This is a genomic window from Rhodoferax sp., assembly GCF_018780565.1.
GTDB lineage: Bacteria > Pseudomonadota > Gammaproteobacteria > Burkholderiales > Burkholderiaceae_C > Rhodoferax.
Genome location: NZ_JADMJN010000009.1, coordinates 103297 through 123434 on the forward strand (window position 1 = coordinate 103297; position 20138 = coordinate 123434).

Annotated in this window: 20 protein-coding genes; 11 read left to right on the forward strand and 9 right to left on the reverse strand. The window is 58.9% G+C overall.

From position 1 onward, the window contains the following. Window positions 1-25 precede the first annotated feature (25 nt). From rpsA to IV109_RS13705, 7 genes are all read left to right on the forward strand, one after another. Complete coding sequence (rpsA, locus tag IV109_RS13675) at window positions 26-1774, forward strand: 30S ribosomal protein S1 (protein WP_296697351.1); 1749 nt, start codon at window positions 26-28, stop codon at window positions 1772-1774. 79 nt (window positions 1775-1853) lie between these two features. After that, window positions 1854-2171 (forward strand): integration host factor subunit beta, encoded by a 318-nt coding sequence (locus IV109_RS13680; RefSeq protein ID WP_296697353.1) that lies wholly within the window; start codon window positions 1854-1856, stop codon window positions 2169-2171. Between the two features lie 66 nt (window positions 2172-2237). Further along, entirely contained in the window at window positions 2238-2540 is a 303-nt protein-coding gene (locus tag IV109_RS13685) for a lipopolysaccharide assembly LapA domain-containing protein (RefSeq protein ID WP_296697355.1), read from the forward strand. Then, window positions 2530-3687 carry a lipopolysaccharide assembly protein LapB gene (lapB, locus tag IV109_RS13690; RefSeq protein WP_296697357.1) on the forward strand — a complete coding sequence of 386 codons (1158 nt, stop codon included), beginning with the start codon at window positions 2530-2532 and terminating at the stop codon, window positions 3685-3687. Before IV109_RS13685 ends, lapB begins: the two co-directional genes overlap by 11 nt. After that, the gene (gene rfaE1 / locus IV109_RS13695; RefSeq protein WP_296697361.1) at window positions 3684-4634 is read left to right on the forward strand and encodes a D-glycero-beta-D-manno-heptose-7-phosphate kinase; all 951 of its coding nucleotides are present in this window, start codon (window positions 3684-3686) and stop codon (window positions 4632-4634) included. Before lapB ends, rfaE1 begins: the two co-directional genes overlap by 4 nt. Continuing rightward, window positions 4631-5650 (forward strand): ADP-glyceromanno-heptose 6-epimerase, encoded by a 1020-nt coding sequence (gene rfaD, locus IV109_RS13700; protein ID WP_296697364.1) that lies wholly within the window; start codon window positions 4631-4633, stop codon window positions 5648-5650. Before rfaE1 ends, rfaD begins: the two co-directional genes overlap by 4 nt. 144 nt (window positions 5651-5794) lie before the next feature. Continuing rightward, window positions 5795-6397: a helix-hairpin-helix domain-containing protein gene (locus tag IV109_RS13705; RefSeq protein WP_296697367.1), complete on the forward strand. Its 603-nt coding sequence runs from the start codon at window positions 5795-5797 to the stop codon at window positions 6395-6397. 66 nt (window positions 6398-6463) lie between these two features. Here the strand turns inward: IV109_RS13705 and IV109_RS13710 are convergent, their stop codons facing one another. The 4 genes from IV109_RS13710 to IV109_RS13725 all read right to left on the reverse strand — a co-directional run bounded on the left by IV109_RS13710 (window position 6464) and on the right by IV109_RS13725 (window position 12070). Beyond that, window positions 6464-7234, reverse strand: a complete 771-nt coding sequence (locus tag IV109_RS13710; protein WP_296697369.1) for a GGDEF domain-containing protein — start codon at window positions 7232-7234, stop codon at window positions 6464-6466. A 258-nt stretch (window positions 7235-7492) separates the two neighbouring features. Next, window positions 7493-7621, reverse strand: coding sequence for a hypothetical protein (locus IV109_RS13715; RefSeq protein WP_296697372.1), 129 nt, complete (start codon window positions 7619-7621; stop codon window positions 7493-7495). Window positions 7622-7755: 134 nt separating this feature from the next. Continuing rightward, window positions 7756-11394: a hydantoinase B/oxoprolinase family protein gene (locus tag IV109_RS13720; protein ID WP_296697375.1), complete on the reverse strand. Its 3639-nt coding sequence runs from the start codon at window positions 11392-11394 to the stop codon at window positions 7756-7758. Window positions 11395-11518: 124 nt separating this feature from the next. Beyond that, on the reverse strand, window positions 11519-12070 hold the full coding sequence (locus IV109_RS13725; protein WP_296697377.1) for a winged helix DNA-binding protein: 552 nt from the start codon (window positions 12068-12070) through the stop codon (window positions 11519-11521). A gap of 166 nt (window positions 12071-12236) precedes the next feature. Here IV109_RS13725 and IV109_RS13730 point away from each other — a divergent pair, with 166 nt between their 5' ends. From IV109_RS13730 to crcB, 4 genes are read left to right on the forward strand one after another with little or no spacing between them, the layout of a single operon-like run. Continuing rightward, entirely contained in the window at window positions 12237-13223 is a 987-nt protein-coding gene (locus IV109_RS13730; RefSeq protein WP_296697380.1) for a TRAP transporter substrate-binding protein, read from the forward strand. Between the two features lie 18 nt (window positions 13224-13241). Next, on the forward strand, window positions 13242-13751 hold the full coding sequence (locus tag IV109_RS13735) for a TRAP transporter small permease (RefSeq protein ID WP_296697471.1): 510 nt from the start codon (window positions 13242-13244) through the stop codon (window positions 13749-13751). Window positions 13752-13779: 28 nt separating this feature from the next. Next, complete coding sequence (locus IV109_RS13740; protein ID WP_296697381.1) at window positions 13780-15075, forward strand: TRAP transporter large permease subunit; 1296 nt, start codon at window positions 13780-13782, stop codon at window positions 15073-15075. Between the two features lie 32 nt (window positions 15076-15107). After that, window positions 15108-15491 (forward strand): fluoride efflux transporter CrcB, encoded by a 384-nt coding sequence (gene crcB / locus IV109_RS13745; protein WP_296697382.1) that lies wholly within the window; start codon window positions 15108-15110, stop codon window positions 15489-15491. 38 nt (window positions 15492-15529) lie between these two features. Here the strand turns inward: crcB and IV109_RS13750 are convergent, their stop codons facing one another. From IV109_RS13750 to IV109_RS13770, 5 genes are all read right to left on the reverse strand, one after another. Beyond that, window positions 15530-16507 carry a hypothetical protein gene (locus IV109_RS13750; protein WP_296697384.1) on the reverse strand — a complete coding sequence of 326 codons (978 nt, stop codon included), beginning with the start codon at window positions 16505-16507 and terminating at the stop codon, window positions 15530-15532. Window positions 16508-16586: 79 nt separating this feature from the next. Beyond that, entirely contained in the window at window positions 16587-18209 is a 1623-nt protein-coding gene (locus IV109_RS13755; RefSeq protein ID WP_296697385.1) for a long-chain-fatty-acid--CoA ligase, read from the reverse strand. Between the two features lie 63 nt (window positions 18210-18272). Beyond that, window positions 18273-18572, reverse strand: a complete 300-nt coding sequence (locus IV109_RS13760; RefSeq protein ID WP_296697387.1) for a hypothetical protein — start codon at window positions 18570-18572, stop codon at window positions 18273-18275. After that, entirely contained in the window at window positions 18573-18827 is a 255-nt protein-coding gene (locus IV109_RS13765) for a MoaD/ThiS family protein (protein WP_296697389.1), read from the reverse strand. Between the two features lie 12 nt (window positions 18828-18839). Then, window positions 18840-20135 (reverse strand): FAD-dependent oxidoreductase, encoded by a 1296-nt coding sequence (locus IV109_RS13770; protein WP_296697391.1) that lies wholly within the window; start codon window positions 20133-20135, stop codon window positions 18840-18842. Window positions 20136-20138 lie beyond the last annotated feature (3 nt).

Genomic DNA, 20138 nt, shown 5'->3' on the forward strand with positions numbered 1-20138 from the left:
GCGCAGCACATTGCGCACTGCTGGAGTGGTTCAACAAACTAACCCGCGGGTAAAACCGCAAATTAACCTGCGGTTCACGCCGCATCCAAAAATGTCAGAATCTTTTGCCGCCCTGTTTGAAGAGTCCCTGCAACGCACCGAAATGCGTCCGGGCGAAGTTATCACTGCTGAAGTGGTTCGCATCGAGCACAGCTTTGTGGTTGTCAACGCTGGCCTCAAATCCGAAGCCTACGTGCCGCTCGAAGAATTCAAGAGTGACAAGGGCGAAATCGAAGTCCAGGTTGGCGACTTCGTGTCAGTGGCCATTGGCTCCATCGAAAACGGCTACGGCGACACCATCCTGTCGCGCGACACAGCCAAGCGTCTTGCTTCCTGGATGAGCCTGGAAAAAGCGCTGGAAACCGGCGAATTCGTTACCGGCACCACCAGCGGTAAGGTCAAGGGCGGCTTGACCGTTCTGGTCAATGGCATCCGCGCGTTCCTGCCCGGCTCACTGGTTGATACACGCCCCACCAAAGACTTGTCTCCGTACGAGAACAAGACCATGGAATTCAAGGTCATCAAGCTCGATCGCAAGCGCAACAACGTCGTGCTGTCACGCCGCGCCGTGGTGGAAGCATCGATGGGCGAAGAACGCGCCAAGCTGATGCAGACCCTGAAAGAAGGCTCTGTGGTGCACGGTGTGGTCAAGAACATCACCGAATACGGTGCATTCGTGGACCTGGGCGGTATCGACGGCCTGCTGCACATCACCGACATGGCATGGCGCCGTGTCCGTCACCCGTCCGAAGTGGTGACCGCTGGTCAGGAAATCACCGCCAAGATCCTCAAGTTCGACACCGAGAAAAACCGCGTGTCCCTGGGTCTGAAGCAAATGGGTGATGATCCCTGGATGGGCGTCAACCGCCGTTACCCCCAAGGTACCCGCATGTTCGGCAAGATCACCAACATCGCCGACTACGGCGCGTTTGTGGAACTCGAGCCAGGCATCGAAGGCTTGGTCCACGTGTCCGAAATGGACTGGACCAACAAGAACGTTGCACCTTCCAAGATCGTTGCCCTGGGTGACGAAGTCGAAGTCATGGTTCTGGAAATCGACGAAGACAAGCGTCGCATCTCCCTGGGCATGAAGCAGTGCAAGGCCAACCCATGGCAAGAGTTCGCCCAGAACACCAAGCGCGGCGACCGCGTCAAGGGTCCGATCAAGTCGATCACCGACTTCGGCGTGTTCGTCGGTCTGGCTGCTGGCATCGACGGCCTGGTGCACCTGTCCGACCTGTCCTGGAATGAGCCCGGCGAAACCGCTGTGCGCGAATACAAAAAGGGTCAGGAAGTCGAGGCATTGGTCTTGGCTGTGGACGTGGACCGCGAACGCATCTCCCTGGGTATCAAGCAGTTGGACTCCGACCCGTTCACCACCTTTGCGTCGATCAACGACAAAGGTCAGGTTGTTACCGGCAAGGTCAAGACCGTGGATGCCAAGGGCGCCGAGATCGATCTGGGCGACGACATCATTGGCTACCTGCGCGCCAGCGAAATCTCCCGCGACCGCGTGGAAGATGCCCGCAACGTGCTCAAGGAAGGTGACGAAGTTACCGCTGTGGTGGTCAATGTGGATCGCAAGACCCGCAACATCCAGTTGTCCATCAAAGCCAAGGACGCCGCCGATCAAAACGAAGCCATGTCCACTTTGAGCCAACAATCCGCCCGCGAAAATGCTGGTACCACCAGCCTGGGCGCTTTGCTGCGCGCCAAGCTGGACAACAACAACTAAAGTCTGTTGTTGATCTGAACGAACGACCGGTGGCCTGTGCAGGTACCGGTCGTTTTTTTGTCGCTCAATACTGAACCTCATGACCCGCTCTGACCTCGTTGAAGAATTGGCCAACCGTTTTAGCCAGCTAACCCATCGCGATGCTGAATTTGCTGTCAAGGCCATTCTTGACGCAATGAATGACGCTCTCGTGCGGGGGCACCGGATTGAAATCCGGGGTTTTGGCAGTTTCTCCATCAACCGCAGACCGCCCCGTATGGGACGCAATCCGCGCAGTGGCGAAAGTGTGGCTATTCCCGAAAAGCGTGTGCCGCATTTCAAACCAGGCAAAGCCTTGCGCGAAGCAGTGGATCAACGCACTGCGGAAATGCAGGCCAAAGTCAAGACCACGGTCTGATATGGTGCAAGGAGCGCGGAGCTAGTACTGCGCAACGTTAGAATCAACCCGTCACTGGGGAGATCAATGAAACACCTCATGTGGCTGCTTAAGTGGATACTTAAAGCAGCCATTTTTTTTACCCTGTTTGCCTTTGCGCTGAACAATCAGCAGGACACCACTGTGCATTTTTTCTTTGGTACGCAGTGGCGTGGGCCGCAGGTTTTGGTGGTCTTGACCGTTTTCACGGTTGGCGTGTTCATTGGCGTTTTGGGCATGGTGCCACGCTGGTGGAAACATCGCCGCGTCGCCACCCGGGTACAACAATCGACTTCGCCTGCTGTCGACTCGCGCAAACTGCAAGTCACACCGCCACCGCATGGACTTTGACCTGAGCTGGATATTGCTGGGTTTGCCCCTGGCGTTTGTACTTGGCTGGCTGGCCTCACGGCTTGATCTGCGCCAACTCCGCATTGAAAACCATCAGGCGCCAAAAGCCTACTTCATGGGTTTGAACTTCCTGCTCAATGAACAACAGGATCAGGCGATCGACGCGTTTATCGAAGCGGTACAAAACGACCCCGATACATCAGAGTTGCACTTTGCGCTGGGCAATCTGTTTCGTCGACGGGGCGAGTACGAGCGGGCCGTGCGGGTACATGAGCACCTGCTCTCGCGTGGCGACCTGAATCAAGCCGATCGCCAACGGGCGCAGCATGCACTGGCACTGGACTACCTCAAAGCTGGCCTGCTCGATCGGGCCGAAAATGCGTTGCTCAAGCTCGAAGGAACGCCTTTTGAGGCGCAGGCACGACTGGCGCTGCTGGCCAACTACGAACGCAGCCGGGACTGGAGCCAGGCCGCTCAGATCGCACAAAAACTGGAACGCTCCAACCAGGGAAGTTTCAGTGGCCGGAGAGCCCACTACCTGTGCGAGCAGGCGGCCACTCATCTCACTCAGCACGAACCCGAAAACGCCCGAGCATTGCTACAGGATGCGATAGAAACCGCGCCCCACGCACCGCGACCCCGCATTGATCTTGCCAGGTTGTTAGGCAATGAAGGCAACCCTCTGGGCGCCTATGAGGCCCTTCAGAAATGTATCGAATTTGCGCCCACTGCCATTCCCCTGATTGCGGGACCACTGGCTGGCTTTGCAATCGCCTGCGGCCGCTCACTTGAGGCCCTGACATTGCTCAAGGGCAATTACGAACTCACACCCTCACTGGACGTCCTGGATGCCATTGTGGTGCTGGAGGCTTCCACAGAAGGTCCCTCACCTACGGCGCGTGACTGGTATGTGCGTCATCTGGAGCGAGAGCCTTCGCTGGTGGCGGCCGCCAAATGGATCGCGGGTGAGAAACTGGAACACGAGCAGTTCCATCCCCAGGTTCAACGCGCACTCGACCATGCGGTCAAGCCGCTAACCCGCTATCGCTGCGCCGCCTGCGGGTTTGAGGCCAAGCAACATTTTTGGCAATGTCCCGGCTGCCAGGCGTGGGACAGTTACCCGAGTAGACGGGTGGAAGAACTATGACGGACAACTTTGAAGCCATGACCATCTCCAGAGAAAAACTTTCCAGCGCCCGCGTGCTCGTGGTCGGAGACGTGATGCTGGACCGCTATTGGTACGGTGCAGTGGATCGCATCTCACCGGAAGCACCTGTGCCGATTGTGCGTATTACCCGCGAAGAAGAACGCAATGGTGGCGCAGCCAACGTGGCTTACAACGTGTTGACGCTGGGCGCCCAGTCTTCACTGCTCACCGTGGTCGGTGACGATGAAGCCAGCCACAAACTGGAGGCGCTGGTGGCCAGAACCGGAATACGCACCTACTTTGGCCGCGACCCTGAACTGAAGACCACTGTGAAGCTGCGCGTGATTGGCCGTCAGCAACAATTGCTGCGGGTTGATTTCGAGAACACCCCCAAAACCGAGGTACTGGCCTCGCAAACCGCCGAGTTTGCCAACCTGCTGCCACAGCAGGATGCCATCCTGTTTTCCGACTATGGCAAAGGCGGCTTGGCCCATGTGAGCGACATGATTGCCCGCGCACGTGCCGCAGGCAAGCCCATTCTGATTGACCCCAAGGGCACAGACTATTCCCGTTATAAGAATGCCAGCCTTATCACGCCCAACCGTGCCGAATTGCAGCAGGTTATCGGGCCATGGCTTGATGAATCCGACTTGCAAACCAAAGCCCACAACCTGCGCGAGCAACTGGGGCTGGACGCCGTGCTGTTGACTCGTAGCGAAGAAGGCATGACCCTGTTCGATGGCCAGGGACAACTGCACGTCAGTGCCCAGGCCCGCGAAGTATTTGACGTTACCGGTGCGGGCGATACCGTCATCGCCACCATGGCAGCACTTGTGGCGGCCGGCGTGAGCATGCGGGACGCGCTGCCCCTGGCCAACCGGGCCGGCGGACTGGTGGTTGGCAAATTCGGCACCGCCACCGTTTCTTATGAGGAGTTGTTTGCATGACCCGAATCGTCGTTACCGGTGCAGCCGGTTTTATTGGCAGCAACATCGTCAAGGGACTGAACGCACGCGGCATCACCGACATCATCGCGGTGGATGACCTGACACAGGGCGACAAGTTTCGCAACCTGGCTGATCTGAAGATCTCGGACTATGTCGATGCAAGCAGCTTCTATGACATGTTCGCCCACGGCGCCTTCGGTCAGATCGAGGCCGTCTTCCATGAAGGCGCCTGCAGCGACACCATGGAGGCGAACGGCAAGTTCATGATGGACAACAACTACACCTTGTCCTGCGGCTTGTTCCATGCGTGCCAGAAACGCGGGGCACGGCTTCTTTATGCCTCCAGCGCCGCCACGTATGGCGGCTCGGATTCGTTCAGGGAAGATCCCGCATTCGAGCGCCCACTGAATGTCTATGGCTACTCGAAGCTGCTGTTCGACCAACGTATGCGTCGTGAGTGCGGCATTGATTTTCAGCGCTCCGTCGCCGGTAAAACGGGCCAGGTGGTGGGCTTTCGCTACTTCAACGTCTACGGGCCACGCGAGCAGCACAAAGGGCGCATGGCCAGCGTTGCGTTTCATCAGTTCAACCAGCTGGCCATCGACAAGAAGGTGAAGCTATTTGGTGAATACGGGGGTTACAAGCCGGGTGCGCAAATGCGCGATTTCGTCTTCATTGACGATGTGGTGGCAGTCAATCTCTGGTTCTTTGATCACCCGGGTCAATCCGGGATTTTCAACCTGGGAACCGGCAGGGCGCAACCATTCAACGACGTAGCCAGTTCAGTGGTCAATGCCATGCGGGGTCTTGAAGGAGCAGCTGCACTGTCCCAGGAAGTCATGGTAGCGGCAGGCCTGATCGAGTACATCCCGTTTCCGGACGCCCTGCGCGGCAAGTACCAGTGTTACACCCAGGCTGATTTGAGCGCCCTGCGCGCGGCAGGCTGCAACCATCAATTTGCAGATGTGCAAACCGGCGTGTCGCAATACGTCAAGTGGATGGCAGAGCAGGCCTGAACATCGCAATTGGGTGGGAAATCCGGAATTGTCTGCGCGGACGTCAACGTATCGCACCTGAACCTCGTTGTGTGGGTGGCCTCATCCATCAATGGTGCCAAAGGTTTTTGTGTAAGTAGTTTTTTAACCATCAGGAGTTGATTCATGTTGAAGAAAATTCTGGCCCTTGTGGCCATGTTGTACGCCGCAGCCTGCTTTGCCGCCGTGGATGTGAACAAGGCAACTGCTGCCGAACTGGACGGCATCAAAGGCATCGGCCCTGGCATCTCCACCAAGATTCTTGATGAGCGCAAGAAAGGCAACTTCAAGGACTGGAACGATTTCATCGAGCGCGTCAAAGGCGTGGGTGAAGGCAATGCAGCCAAATTCTCCGCTGAGGGCCTGACTGTCGGTGGCACCACTTTCAAGGGTGCTGCAGCACCAGCCGCCAAGAAGGATGAGAAGCCCACCGCGGCAAAGTCTGAAGAGAAGAAAGCCGATGCCAAGCCCGCTGCAGCCGCGACGCCCGCTACACCAGCCACGCCTGCTGCGCCTGCCGTGAAGGAAGAGAAGAAAGATGCAAAGGCTGAAGCCAAGGCCAAGAAAGAGGCGGAAAAGAAAGCCAAGGCTGAAGAAAAACAGAAGAAGGCTGACGAAGCCAAAGCAAAGAAAGAAGCTGCCAAAAAAGCGAAGGATGAGAAAAAAGACACCAAGAAGGACGCCAAAGCTGAAGCTGCCAAACCAGCTGCCAGCGCTGCCAAAAAGTAAATCTAATCCGAGAATCAAAAAAACCCGCTACGGCGGGTTTTTTTATGGGTGGTGACGACGCCCTGTCTATTGAAGTGCCATCAGTCCGGTGGCCTTGCATTCGTACATCGCCTGATCCGCGACGTTGAGCAGGTCATTCATGTCGGCACCATCCTCCGGGTACAAGGCCAAGCCTACACTGGCACCCGTGGTCACCACAATGCCCGAATCCAGGCTGATGGAATCCGACAGGGTATCAAAGAGCTTCTCGCTGATGTGGGCGAGTTCCTGCGGATTTTCGATGGATTCAATGATCAACACAAACTCATCGCCCCCCAACCGGGCAACGGTATCGGAAGCCCTCACCGCGCCAACCAGTCGCCGAGCCATAGTGATCAACACAGTATCTCCCACCGCGTGGCCAAACCTGTCGTTGACAGTTTTGAAATCATTCAGGTCAATCATGAGCAGCGCAAAGGATTTGCCACTGCGTTTGGCACGCTCCACCGCAAAGTGGAAGCGGTCGGCCAGCAAGATGCGATTGGCCAGGCCGGTCAAACCATCATGATGCGCCTGTGCCTTCAACAGTTTCTCCCTAGCTTGCAGGTTGGCAATTTCACTGTGGATCGCGCCCAGTTCCCTACGTGTGGACCGCAGGCAGGAACCCAGTACAAGGCAGACGGCGGTCAGCAACATGGTGCCCATGGCCATCATGACGGCCATCACGGGCTCGGCCAGAACATGGTCAATCCAGAAGTACACCCCCACACCCAAACCCAGCACCAGCGCGACATTGACAGTCAGCCAGTAGGGTCGAGATGGATTCTTGTATCTTGGGTGGTCCCCAAGCGCCGACATAGCCTTCTCCTAGTCCAGATAAGTTGACAAGCAGTCCCCAAGCGGCTGTTTCACACCGGGCGAACAGCTGCAATCCGTCGAATCATGGCAAGCCCTTGCCGCAGACACTAGGCTGCTAGTAGCAAGGCTGCGGGGATTGTAAAGGCCGCTTTGTCGTCGAAAATGTTTTTATTTGGGCCCATCTTTGTGAGAAAAATCACAGATCTGGCATGGACGGACTGCGCTGACGGCAGTCGGGCTGGAGAGAAGGAAGATGGGTTAACGTTTGCTGGCGTCAGAAGGCTCGTCACCACTTTTGACGCTAGGTGCGGCTGAGCCACTGGAGGAAATAGCCAAAGCACCAAAGATGACCACTGCGACCACCAGGAAATTCAAAACAACCAGCATAACGTTCTCCAAACATCAAGTTCATTGAGGGCGTTGCGGTTATCGCATCTACCCCAGCGCAACGTGAGAAGGATAGTAATCAGAGATGGGTTTGTGCGGTAAATCTGCGAACGGGTTTGTGTGACAAATTCCCGCTATCCCCCGAATCCGCCGCCACCCGGGGTCCATATCTCAAAGACATCGCCTGGTTGCATCTCGGTTTGGCCGATGTGCCCCAGTTCTTCCTGCCTTCCATCCGCGCGCAGCACCCGGTTGATGCCCACCTGCCCCGGCTGTCCACCGGCCATGCCAAAAGCGCCATGCAGGCGGCCATTGGAGAGGATGCTGGCGGTCATGGGTTCCAGAAATTTCACGCGTCGGACACCACCATTGCCGCCGTGCCAGTGGCCCGCGCCCCCTGAGCCAGCGCGGATTTCATAACTTTCCAGGCGCACCGGGAAACGGAACTCAAAAACTTCCGGATCGGTCAGGCGTGAATTGGTCATGTGGGTCTGCACCAGGTCTGTGCCGTCAAAGCCATCGCCTGCGCCCGAACCACCCGAGATGGTCTCGTAGTACTGGTAATGGGCGTTGCCGAAGGTGAAGTTGTTCATGGTGCACTGGCTGGCCGCCATCACGCCCAGCGCGCCATACAGCGCATTGGTGATGCAGCTGGAGGTTTCCACGTTGCCCGCCACCACCGAGGCCGGTGGATTCGGGTTCAGCATGGAACCCGCCGGGATGATGACCTGCAGCGGCTTGAGGCAACCCGCGTTGAGCGGGATGTCGTCATCGACCAGTGTGCGAAACACATACAGCACCGCCGCCATGCACACGGCGGTTGGCGCGTTGAAATTGTTGGTCTGCTGCGGCGAGGTGCCCGTGAAGTCAATCACCGCGCTGCGTGCTGCGGCATTCACCCTGACGGCCACGCTGATCTGCGCGCCATTGTCCAGCGGCAGCGTGAAGGCACCATCCTTCAGGCGCGTGATGACGCGGCGCACCGACTCTTCGGCATTGTCCTGCACATGGCGCATATAGGCCTGCACCACATCCAGGCCAAAGTGCGCCACCATCTTGCGCAACTCCTGCACACCTTTTTCATTGGCTGCAATCTGCGCCTTGAGATCGGCCATGTTTTGCTGCGGATTGCGCGAAGGGTACTCACCGCTTTTGAGCAGCGCGACCATTTCGGCTTCGCGCAATACACCGCGCGCCACCAGCTTGAAGTTGTTGATCTGCACGCCCTCCTCCTCAATCCGGGTGGAGAACGGCGGCATGGAGCCTGGCGTGGTGCCCCCCACATCGGCATGGTGACCACGGGAACCGACATAGAACATCGCCCCTGCGGGCGCGCTCAGGGTCTGCGCGTCGAGGTACACCGGCGTGATGACCGTGATGTCGGGCAAATGGGTGCCGCCGTGGTAGGGGTCATTGAGCACGTACACATCGCCGGGCTGCATGGTGGCAGCGTTCTCGCGCACCACGGTCTTGATGCTCTCACCCATGGAACCCAGGTGCACCGGCATGTGAGGCGCATTGGCAATCAGGTTACCCGCCGCATCGAACAGCGCGCAGCTGAAGTCCAGCCGCTCCTTGATGTTGACCGAGTAAGCGGTGTTCTGCAGCTGCAAACCCATCTGTTCCGCAATGTTCATGAACAGGTTGTTGAACACCTCCAGCAACACCGGGTCCACGCTGGTGCCAACTGCGAATTTGATAGCACGAGGAATCCGTCTGACGAGGGCCAGGTGGTCATAAACCGTCACACTGGCTTCCCAGCCCGGCTCCACCACCGTGGTGGCGTTTTTCTCGGCGATGATGGCCGGGCCGGGAATGAGGTCGCCCGGCTGCAGGTCTTCGCGGGCTACCAGTGCAGCTTGCACCCACTGGCCGCCCGAATACATGCGCACCATTTCGCGTACAGCGCCACTGGCTTGCAGGTCGCGCGGCATGTGCAGGGTATGGCGAGGCTCGGCCGGGGCATCGCCCGCAATCACAGCCTCTACCGATACCGCCTCCACAATCAGGGCCTTGCCCTGCATCAGGAAGGCAAATCGCTGCTTGTAGACGGCCTCAAAACCGGCCTCGATCTGTGCCACAACATCCAGCGCTGCGCCCCGGTTACTTGGAAAACGCACCATCAGCGCCGCATCACTGCCCTCGTAGCGCAGATGGACGCGCAGATGCGTGGTGATGACACCGGCACTGACCTGCTGGCGCGTCAACTCTTCTTCAGCCGCTTTCGCCAGGCTATCGAGTTGGGCCGAGATGCGAGAAATGGCATCGGACCTGAGTTTGAGCTCCACCGCCTGCTCGCGGATCACGCTCTGGTCGGCCAGCCCCATGCCGTAGGCGGAGAGAACACCGGCCAGCGGGTGCACAAACACCCGCGTCATGCCCAGCGCATCGGCCACAAGGCAGGCATGCTGCCCGCCCGCGCCGCCAAAGCATTGCAGGGTGTAGCGCGTGACGTCATAGCCCCGTGCCACCGAAATCTTCTTGATCGCATTGGCCATCTGCTGCACGGCGATGTCAATGAAACCTTCCGCCACTTCCTCTGCCGCACGGCCGGTCTGGCTGGCGAGCTCGCCGAACTTGGCCTGCACCACCTCCAGACTCAGCGCCTCATCCGCACCGGGGCCAAACACTTTGGGAAAGTAACGCGGCTGGATTTTTCCCAGCATCACATTGGCATCGGTCACGGCCAGCGGACCACCACGGCGGTAACTGGCAGGCCCGGGGTTGGCGCCGGCGCTCTGCGGCCCAACGCGAAAGCGGGAGCCGTCAAACGCCAGAAGCGAGCCGCCGCCTGCGGCCACGGTGTGGATGCTCATCATCGGCGCCCGCATGCGCACACCGGCTACCTGGGTTTCGAACTCGCGCTCGAACTCGCCGGCGTAATGCGACACGTCGGTGGAGGTACCGCCCATGTCAAAACCAATCACCTTGTCGATACCGGCAATCGCCGCCGTGCGGGCCATACCCACAATGCCACCGGCCGGGCCGCTCAAAATAGCGTCCTTGCCCTGAAATACGTGCGCATCGGTCAAGCCACCGCTGGATTGCATGAAAAACAGTTTCACACCTGGCATCTCCAGCGCCACTTGCTCGACATAGCGCCGCAAAATCGGCGACAGATAGGCATCGACCACCGTAGTGTCGCCCCGGCTGACGAACTTCATCATGGGGCTGGTTTCGTGCGAAGTGCTGATCTGCGTGAAACCCACTTCAGCGGCGATGCGTTTGGCGGCCAGCTCATGCGCGGTGTAGCGGTACCCGTGCATGAAGACAATAGCAACACTGCGCAGCCCTCGTGCATATTGATTAAGAAGCTCCTCTTTCAATAGCAATTCATTGAGCGACTGAATTACATCACCATGCGCACCCACACGCTCCTGCGCCTCCACCACGGCGCTGTACAGCAACTCGGGCAGCTGGATGTGGCGGTCAAAAATACGTGGACGGTTTTGATAGGCAATGCGCAAGGCGTCGCGGAATCCACGCGTGGTCACCAACAGCGTCGGCTCACCCTTGCGCTCCAGCAGGGCATTGGTAGCCACCGTGGTGCCCATCTTCACGCAAGCCACCTGCTCCGGGGTTACGGGCTGGTTTGCCTTCAGACCCAGCAGATGGCGTATGCCAGCCACGGCCGCGTCTTTGTATTGTTCGGGGTTTTCGCTCAGCAGCTTGTGCGTGACCAGGCTGCCGTCCGGGCGCTTGCCCACCACATCGGTGAATGTGCCGCCCCGGTCAATCCAGAACTGCCAACGGCGAGGATGCAATGCAGTCATACAGATAGCTCCAATGTGCAAGGAATGCGATGCCTCAAGCCAGGGACACCACAGAACCGGCTTTGCCGGGCTGTCGGTGTCGCCCCCTTGAGGGGGAGGCGGCGCCAGCCGCTTCGGGGGTGTTTCATAAAGACGCAGCCGAACGGGCGGCCTGGTCGTAAATGCCTGACAGCAGGCGCAGCAGACGGGCCAGCTCGCCAATATCGCGGTTCAGCGCGTCATCGGCGTTCAGGGCGTTGATCAGGCAGGACTCGCGGATCTCGCGGTAGCGCGCCACATACTGGCGGCCCAGCTCGGTGGAGGCGTAAGTCACCTCTTTGCCATTCTTGCGCGATGCCACCACGCCAATGTTTTGCAGCTTCTTGAGCGCGTAATTGATAAGGTGGGTGTCTTCCACATTCATGATGAAGCAGATGTCGGCTAGCCGCTTGTCTCGGGCGCGGTGTGTCACATGATGCAGCACCAGCACGTCCAGGGGTGTCAAATCTTTGAGGCCGGCAGCACTCATGCAGTGCGCGATCCAGCGGTGAAAAGCGTTGCCGGCCACGATCAGGCCGAACTCGAACTCGCTCATCTCGGCGCTGCGCGGTGACACCAGGTGCGCCGACGACACGATGGGCGGCGCCTCGGGAGGCTGTGCCGCGTCCGGTGACTTGGCTGGAGACTTTTTGCTCATGAACTGACCCCCGATTGGCATCCAGATTGAATGAAGCGGATTGTAGGTAGTTAGACAACAAATTATCAACAATTTGTTGACATTTAGGGTAAACACCGATCATGAGGCGCACAATCGGCCTTACATTCAAGCATCAATCTTGCCTTTCAACACCACTGGAGCTCTCATGAAACGACGTCTGTTTGCATTGACCACTACCGCAACTGCGCTGGGCTTGGCGCTGGGCGCCGCTACCGTCTCAGCCCAAACCAAATGGGATCTGCCAGCCGCCTACCCGGCGAGCAACTTCCACACCGAGAACATCACCCAATTCGCCAAAGACGTGGACGCAGCCACGGGCGGCAAGCTCAAGATCACGGTGCACGCCAACGCGTCACTGTTCAAGGCGCCCGAAATCAAGCGCGCGGTCCAGGGCGGACAAGCCCAGATCGGTGAAATCCTGTTGGTGAATTTTGAAAACGAAAATCCGATTTTTGGCGCTGATGGAATTCCCTTCCTGGCCTCCAGTTTTGCAGACAGCAAAAAGCTCTACGCCGCCCAGAAACCGGTACTGGAAAAAATATTGGGCGCACAGGGCATGAAGCTCCTGTATGCCGTGGCATGGCCACCGCAGGGCCTGTACGTCAAGAAGGAAATCACATCCGTAGCAGACATGCGTGGCGTGAAATGGCGCGCCTACAGTCCGGCCACCGCCAAGATGGCAGAGTTGATGGGTGCCCAGCCCGTCACCATACAGGCGGCCGAAGTCAGCCAAGCCTTTGCCACTGGCGTGGTGGAAAGCATGATGAGCTCAGGCGCCACTGGCTACGACAGCAAGATTTATGAATCGGTGAAGTACTGGTACGACACCAAAGCCTGGTTGCCAAAGAACGCGGTCATCGTCAACCTGAAGGCCTTCAATGCCCTCGACGCTGCAACTCAGACAGCCCTGGTGAAAGCAGCGGGCGAAGCCGAAACACGCGGGTGGAAATCCAGCGATGAAAAGAACGAGTGGTACAAGGCCGAGCTCAGCAAGAAAGGCATGAAAATCATGCAGCCATCGCCCAAGCTGACTGCGGACATGAAACAGGTGGGCGGCATCATGCTGGCTGACTGGGAGAAAAAGGCCGGCCCTGACGGACAGGCCGTGATCAGCGCCTACCGCAAAAAGTAAGTGAGCAAGCCCACCATGTTGCGAACAGGCCTGAACAAGCTGTATGACGCTGCGGCCTGGGCTGCGGCCCTCATGATGGTCGGCACGCTGCTGATGGTGGTGCTGGGTATGCTGGACCGCTACGTGCCTTTGAGCTTTCGTGGCACGGACATGTATGCCGGTTACTGCATGGCAGCAGCCGGCTTTCTGGCCCTGGCGCATACGCTCAAGAAGAATGAACACATCCGGGTCACGCTACTGCTCAATGCCGTATCAACAGGGGCCAAAAAGGGCCTGGAGTTGTGGAGCCTGAGCGCAGCCGTTCTGCTGTCGGGCCTGTTCTGCTTTTACAGCATGAAGCTGGCCTACCAGTCCTGGGATTTCAACGACATCTCTACCGGCAACGATGCCACACCGCTTTGGATTCCCCAAATCGGCATGGCTCTGGGCACTCTGGTTTTGCTGATCGCTTTCGTGGATGAACTGGTGCTGGAACTTCTTGGCCAGCGCGTCACCAGCGACAGCGACGAAGCCTTGCACAACGAATAGCACTGCGCGCATAACAACAAGGATTCCCATGAGTGAACTCGGTATTACCGCGCTGCTGATCGCCTCGCTGTTCCTGATCCTGGGCAGCGGCGTCTGGATCGGGCTCACGCTCACCGGCGTGGCCTGGATTGCCATGGAGCTGTTCTCCAGCCGGCCGGCCGGGGACGCCATGGCCGTCACCATCTGGGGCTCGTCTTCGAGCTGGACACTGACCGCCCTGCCCCTGTTCATCTGGATGGGCGAGATTTTGTTTCGCACCAAGCTGAGTGAGAGCATGTTCAAAGGCCTGGCGCCGTGGGTCAACTGGTTGCCAGGGCGCCTGCTGCACACCAATGTGATTGGCTGCACCATCTTTGCCGCCGTATCAGGCTCAAGCGCCGCCACCTGCGCCACCATTGGCAAAATGACCTTGCCGGAGCTGACCAAGCGCGGCTACCCGCAAGACCAGATCATCGGCTCGCTCGCCGGTGCCGGCACGCTGGGCCTGTTGATCCCGCCCTCCATCATCATGATCGTGTATGGCGTCACCGCCGAGGTATCAATCTCGCAACTGTTCGTGGCCGGCGTGTTGCCGGGCCTGATACTGGCGTCGCTGTTCAGCGGCTACATCATCGTCTGGTCGCTGCTCAATCCGGGCAGGATTCCACCCGCCACCGAGCATTTCACCTTTGTTCAAAGGCTTTATGAGTCACGTCACCTGATCCCGGTGGTGGGGTTGATCGGCGCGGTGCTGGGCAGCATCTATGCCGGTATCGCCACTGCCACCGAGGCTGCCGCCGTGGGTGTGATCGGCTCGTTTGTGCTGTCCGCCCTGCAAGGGTCGCTCAACCGCGCCACTTTCAAGGACGCCCTGATGGGTGCCACGCGGCTGTATTGCATGATCGCGCTGATTCTGGCCGGGGCCTCCTTCCTGACGCTCAGCATGGGCTACATCGGCCTGCCGCGCCATTTGGCCGAATACGTGACCTCGCTGGGCCTGAGCCCTTTCCTGTTGGTGCTGGTGCTGACAGTCTTCTACGTGGTGCTGGGCTGCTTCCTGGACGGCATCTCGATGGTGGTGCTGACCATGGGCGTGATCCTGCCCACGGTGCAGGCCGCACACATTGACCTGATCTGGTTTGGTATTTTCATTGTGATCGTGGTCGAGATGGCGCAAATCACACCGCCCGTAGGCTTCAACCTGTTTGTGCTGCAAGGCATGACCAAAAAAGAAATTACCTACATTGCCCGCGTCACCCTGCCATTTTTCTTTTTGATGGGCGCCATGGTGCTGGCGCTGTGGTTCTTCCCGCAAATCGCCACCTGGCTGCCAGGCAAGATGTAGCCGGGCGCCACCGCCTTTATGATGGTGGCACCATGATCTCTGTACTTGCAATATGCATTGGCGCCAGCATCGGCGCACTGGCGCGCTGGGGCCTGGGGCTTTGGCTCAGCCCCGGTGCGCTCATTCCCCTGGGCACGCTCGCTGCCAACCTGATTGGCGGTTACCTGATTGGCATATGCGTCGCCGTATTCCAGGCGCTGCCGAATCTGGATCCAGTCTGGCGTCTGGCGCTGGTTACAGGCTTTCTAGGGGCTCTTACAACCTTCTCCAGCTTCTCAGCCGAGGTGGTCGGCATGCTGGGGCAGCAACGCTATGCACTGGCCCTGGGCACTGCCGCCATGCACTTGTTTGGCTCACTGTTGCTGACGGTGGCAGGCATCAAGAGTGCCATGTTTTTTATAGCTAGCCACGCTTGATTCATAAGGGCTAGCGGTCTTTTTTATCCATAACCGACTCAATACCCGCGATCCACCCTGCTATCGAGCGTGTCACGAATTTTTTCGAGCCGGTCGCGCCACGCACGTCGCTCATCCGGTGGCAAGCCCTGCAAAACCAAAAATTTGGCCAAGACGGGGTCGTCCTCAGTCCAATAGTCATCCCGCACCCCGATCTCCAGTTCCGCCCCCAGGGCCGTGATGGTGGCGCCGCGCAAGGTCGTGTGAATGGTGCGCTTGTTGGCGTGCAGGGTAATGCGCCCATCGTCACAGAAGTCAATGAACCAGACCACCCGGCCCTTGTCATCGGTACTGACGTCGCTGAAACTCCCACTGAAGCCGGCCGCCTTGCGCCACATTTCAATCTGCACGGCCATGTCGACAGGTTCGCCGTCGCCCTGCGCCGCCAACTGCTTTGCCAGCGCGGCTTTGGCCGCCTCTTCTTCTTTGCGCACTTCCTCCGCGTGATCCTGCTGCAAACGAGTGGTGATTTTCTCTGCCCAGATATCTACGCGGTTGGCAAAACTCTGAAAACCTGCCGCCACCGGCACCGGCACCTGATCAATGGTCAGCACGGACACATGGCCGCCGGTCCGTTTGTTCACGGTGTTGGTCAATTCATCGGACGCAGTGAAGGTGATGGTGCAAAACCCGGTTGGAACTGGCGCGCTTTGCCCCTCGGCCTTGACAGATCCACGCGCCACGTCAATCTGCAACCCCGCCGCAGGCAAAGTTGCATCCAGCGGCCCATGCTGCATCTTTTGCGCTCCACCAGCCAACGGCGTGCGGGCCAATTGACAGGCTTCGGCATGCACCTTGATCTGCTTGGCAGACTGCTGCATCTCGACGAAAAATCCATTCGCCTCAAACCGGAGACACCCCGGCAATTCCACCACCCGGGTTCGAAGCAGCCGCGCTTGTTGCTCCTGGTACACGTACCACGCAACGCCGAACGCGGCGACAACGCCCAAGATCAGGAATAAGGTTTGACTTTCCATGGGTCTGCAGCCTTTCAAAAGCTGTGATTATTCAACCATTTTCGAACGCGCCGTCATTGTTTTTACAACGATGCAGCCATCAACTAAACACGCCCCCATACTCCTTGCGCAAATCCGCCTTCTGCACCTTGCCGGTTCCGCCGACTGGCAGCGCGTCCAGGAACACCACATCGTCCGGCACCCACCACTTGGCGACGCGCTCGGTAAGGAAGGCCAGAATTTCTTCGCGCTCAACCGTTTGGCCCGGTTTGCGCACAATGAACAGCAGGGGACGCTCGTCCCATTTGGGATGCTTGACACCGATAACGGCGGCGTTGGCCACGGCGGGGTGGCCCATGGCGGCGTTTTCCAGATCGATGGAGCTGATCCATTCACCGCCGGTCTTGATGACGTCTTTGGCCCGGTCCCGGATCTGCATGATGCCTGAAGGCTCGATGGTGGCAATGTCGCCGGTGGGAAACCAGCCATCCACCAGCGGTGAACTTTCACCCTTGTAGTAGCCGGTCAGAATCCAGTGCCCGCGCACCATCAGCTCACCTTGCGCGACACCATCGCGCGGCAAGGTGGCGCCGTTCTCGTCCACGATCTTGATCTCGATGCCATAGACCGACTTGCCTTGTTTGGCGATGATGGCATGCTGCTCAGCGGCGGGCAAATTCATTTGCGTGGCGCTGATGCATCCGATGGTGGCAACAGCGGTGGTTTCGGTCATACCCCAGCCATGGCGGACTTCCACGTCGTAGTTGTCGGCAAACTTGGAGATCAGCGCAGCGGGCATGGCCGAACCGCCCACACCGGTGCGGCGCATGGTGGAGAAGCGCAAGCCGTTTTGCTCCACGTGCTGCAGCAAGGACAGCCAAATGGTGGGCACACCGGCGCTGACGGTTACCTTCTCGGCCTCCATCAGTTCATACAGGCTCGCACCGTCCAGACGGGGCCCTGGCAGAACCAGCTTGGCGCCACTCATGGGCGCCGCGTAGGGCAGGCACCAGGCGTTGATGTGGAACATGGGCACCACGGGCAGAATCGTTTCCTTGGGCGACAGCGACACGGAACCGGGCATGGAAGCTGACATGGCGCTCAGGACGATAGCCCGCTGTGAATACAGCACACCCTTGGGGTTGCCGGTGGTACCTGAGGTGTAGCACAGGGCTGCACCGCTACGCTCGTCAAACTGGGGCCAGACAAATTGCTCGCTATGCGGGGCAATGAGGTCTTCATAGCACAGCACATTGGCCACGCCCTCGATGACGGGCATGTTGGCAGCCTCGCTCATGCAGATCCAGGCATTGACCTTGGGGCAGTGCGCAGCCACAGCCTTGACCAGCGGGGCAAAGGTGCTGTCAAACAAAACCACACTGTCTTCGGCATGGTTGATGATGTAGATCAGTTGCTGTGGGTGCAACCGGGGGTTGCAGGTGTGCATGACCATGCCGCTACCCGACACGGCGTAGTAGGCCTCCAGGTGGCGGTGGTTGTTCCAGGCAATGGAGCCTACGGCCTTGCCGGGCTCCAGGCCCAGCTGCTTGAGCGCATTGGCCAGCTTGCGGGCACGGGCTGCGCACTGGGCGTAGGTGTAGCGGAAAAGCGGGCCGTGGGTCTCGCGGGAAACGACTTCAACATCGCCGAACTGGGCAGCGCCATGTTCGATGACATCAGAAACAAGAAGGGGGCGGTCCATCATGAGGCCGGGTTGCAGCATAGGAAAAAAGTCTCCGAACTAAAGGTTGAAAATGAAATAGAAAATTGGACGGGGCGCGTGAAATCAGCCGCCACCACGGTGCATATAGAGATCAAAACGCTTCATGAACAGGTAGCGCTGGGCGTCGTCCAGACCTTTGAAGCGAAAACTTACCAAGAGACGCGGGATGCTGGCCAGGGCAATGATCCGGGGCGCGGCAATTTGCCAACTCAGGGCCAGTTGCCCGGCACCGATTTGAACAGTGACCGCCTGTGCCACCAATTGATGGGGATGGTCGCCAATGGCGTTGGGCAGCCAGCGAAGCCACTCACGCTCGGTGCAACCCATTTCACGGTCAAAGTTGTCAGCGTAGAAGGCTTGCATTCAGCCGCCCGCAATCGGAGGCCAGATGGCCAGCACGTCGCCCTCCACCAAGGTCTGGGTCAAACGCTTTTCAGGTTCGACGTATTTGCCGTTGACCAGCACCAGATGCACCAGCTTCGGGGGCAAGCCATAGGGCGCAATGATCTGGCTGATGCTGGCATCCGGTGCAATGTCAAGCTCCAGCACGTTGGTGTAACGTGCTTCGGCTGGCAAATAGTCCGTAAGAGAGGCAAACAGCTTGAAAGTAATCTTCATTCGCGGCGAATTTTACCGCCGACGCGCGTCCTGGGCGCCAGACCAGTTACTTTGACCCTGGGCACTCGCAAGATAAGCATCCATCAATTTGGTCGGGTCGTTCTTCAGGATATCCTTCCAGGCACCCAGCTTGACCTGACCTTCGACCAGGCCGCGCATCACGCCCACGTGCTCGGTCCAGCCCACGCTGTTGCAGCCCACGAGCACATCTTCCTTGAACTGCAGGCTCAGGTGCCGACCGGCGGGTACGTCGGTGAGCTCCACATGCTCGCCACCAGGGACGCCCTGCCAGTCACCAAAGCTGGTCGAGATCAAGCCCAGTGTGTCCAGCACGTTGATTTGCGTAACCCCTTTGAGCTCGGCAGTCGGCGCCGCGCCACGCGCAAAGGCCACCATGTTCAGCGCCGCCACTCGGGCCTGTTCGGCGGCGTTGGGCTGGATCGCGCTGACGATGGTTTTGCCACTGACCTTGTCAAAAGCCTCGCAGCAGTCACCTGCGGCATAGATGCCGGGCACATTGGTTTGCAGGTGCTCGTCGGTCAGCACGCCCAGCAGGCAGGTGATGCCGGAGTTCTCCAGAAAACCAATGGCAGGCTTGACGCCGGCGGCACTGATCACCAGATCGGCGGCCACATGCTGGCCGTTGCTCAGGCGCACATCCAAAGGTGCACCTGCATGGATCGTCTCGACCCGGGTGCCTGTGAACACCTGCACGCCCTTGGCTTCGCACCAGTCGCGAATCATGCCGCCGGCGGTAGGCCCCATCATGCGCGGTACCATGCGGTCGCCCATCTCAACCACGCTCAGATGCACTCCGCGTGCCGCCAGTGCTTCCATGATGATGCAGCCAATGAAACCGGCACCCAGTTGCAGCACGCGCGCGCCCTTGGTGGCCAGCGCCATGATGGCGCGAGCATCTTCGAGGGTCCAGCAGGAATGCACCCCGGCCGTGTCAATGCCCGGAATTGGCGGGCGCACCGGACGCGAGCCGGTGGCGATCAGCAGCGTGTCAAATGCGATTGAATCGCCCTTGTCAAGTGCTATTTTTTTTGCAGCCAAATCAACCCGTTTGACCAGGGCCTGAACCACATTGACCTGCAAATCCGGGAAGTGCGACGGGCTCTTGCGCAAATAGGTGCCGCGCTCGTCCACGTTGCCGATCAGCAGGTAGGGAATCGCCATGCGGGAGTATGGCGGCTCGCGCTCATCGCTCACGATGGTGATGGTGTCACGCGGTGCGTGTTTACGAATGGTTTCAGCGGCGATAACGCCGGCAGGGCCGGCACCGAGGATGACGTGATGGGTCATGTT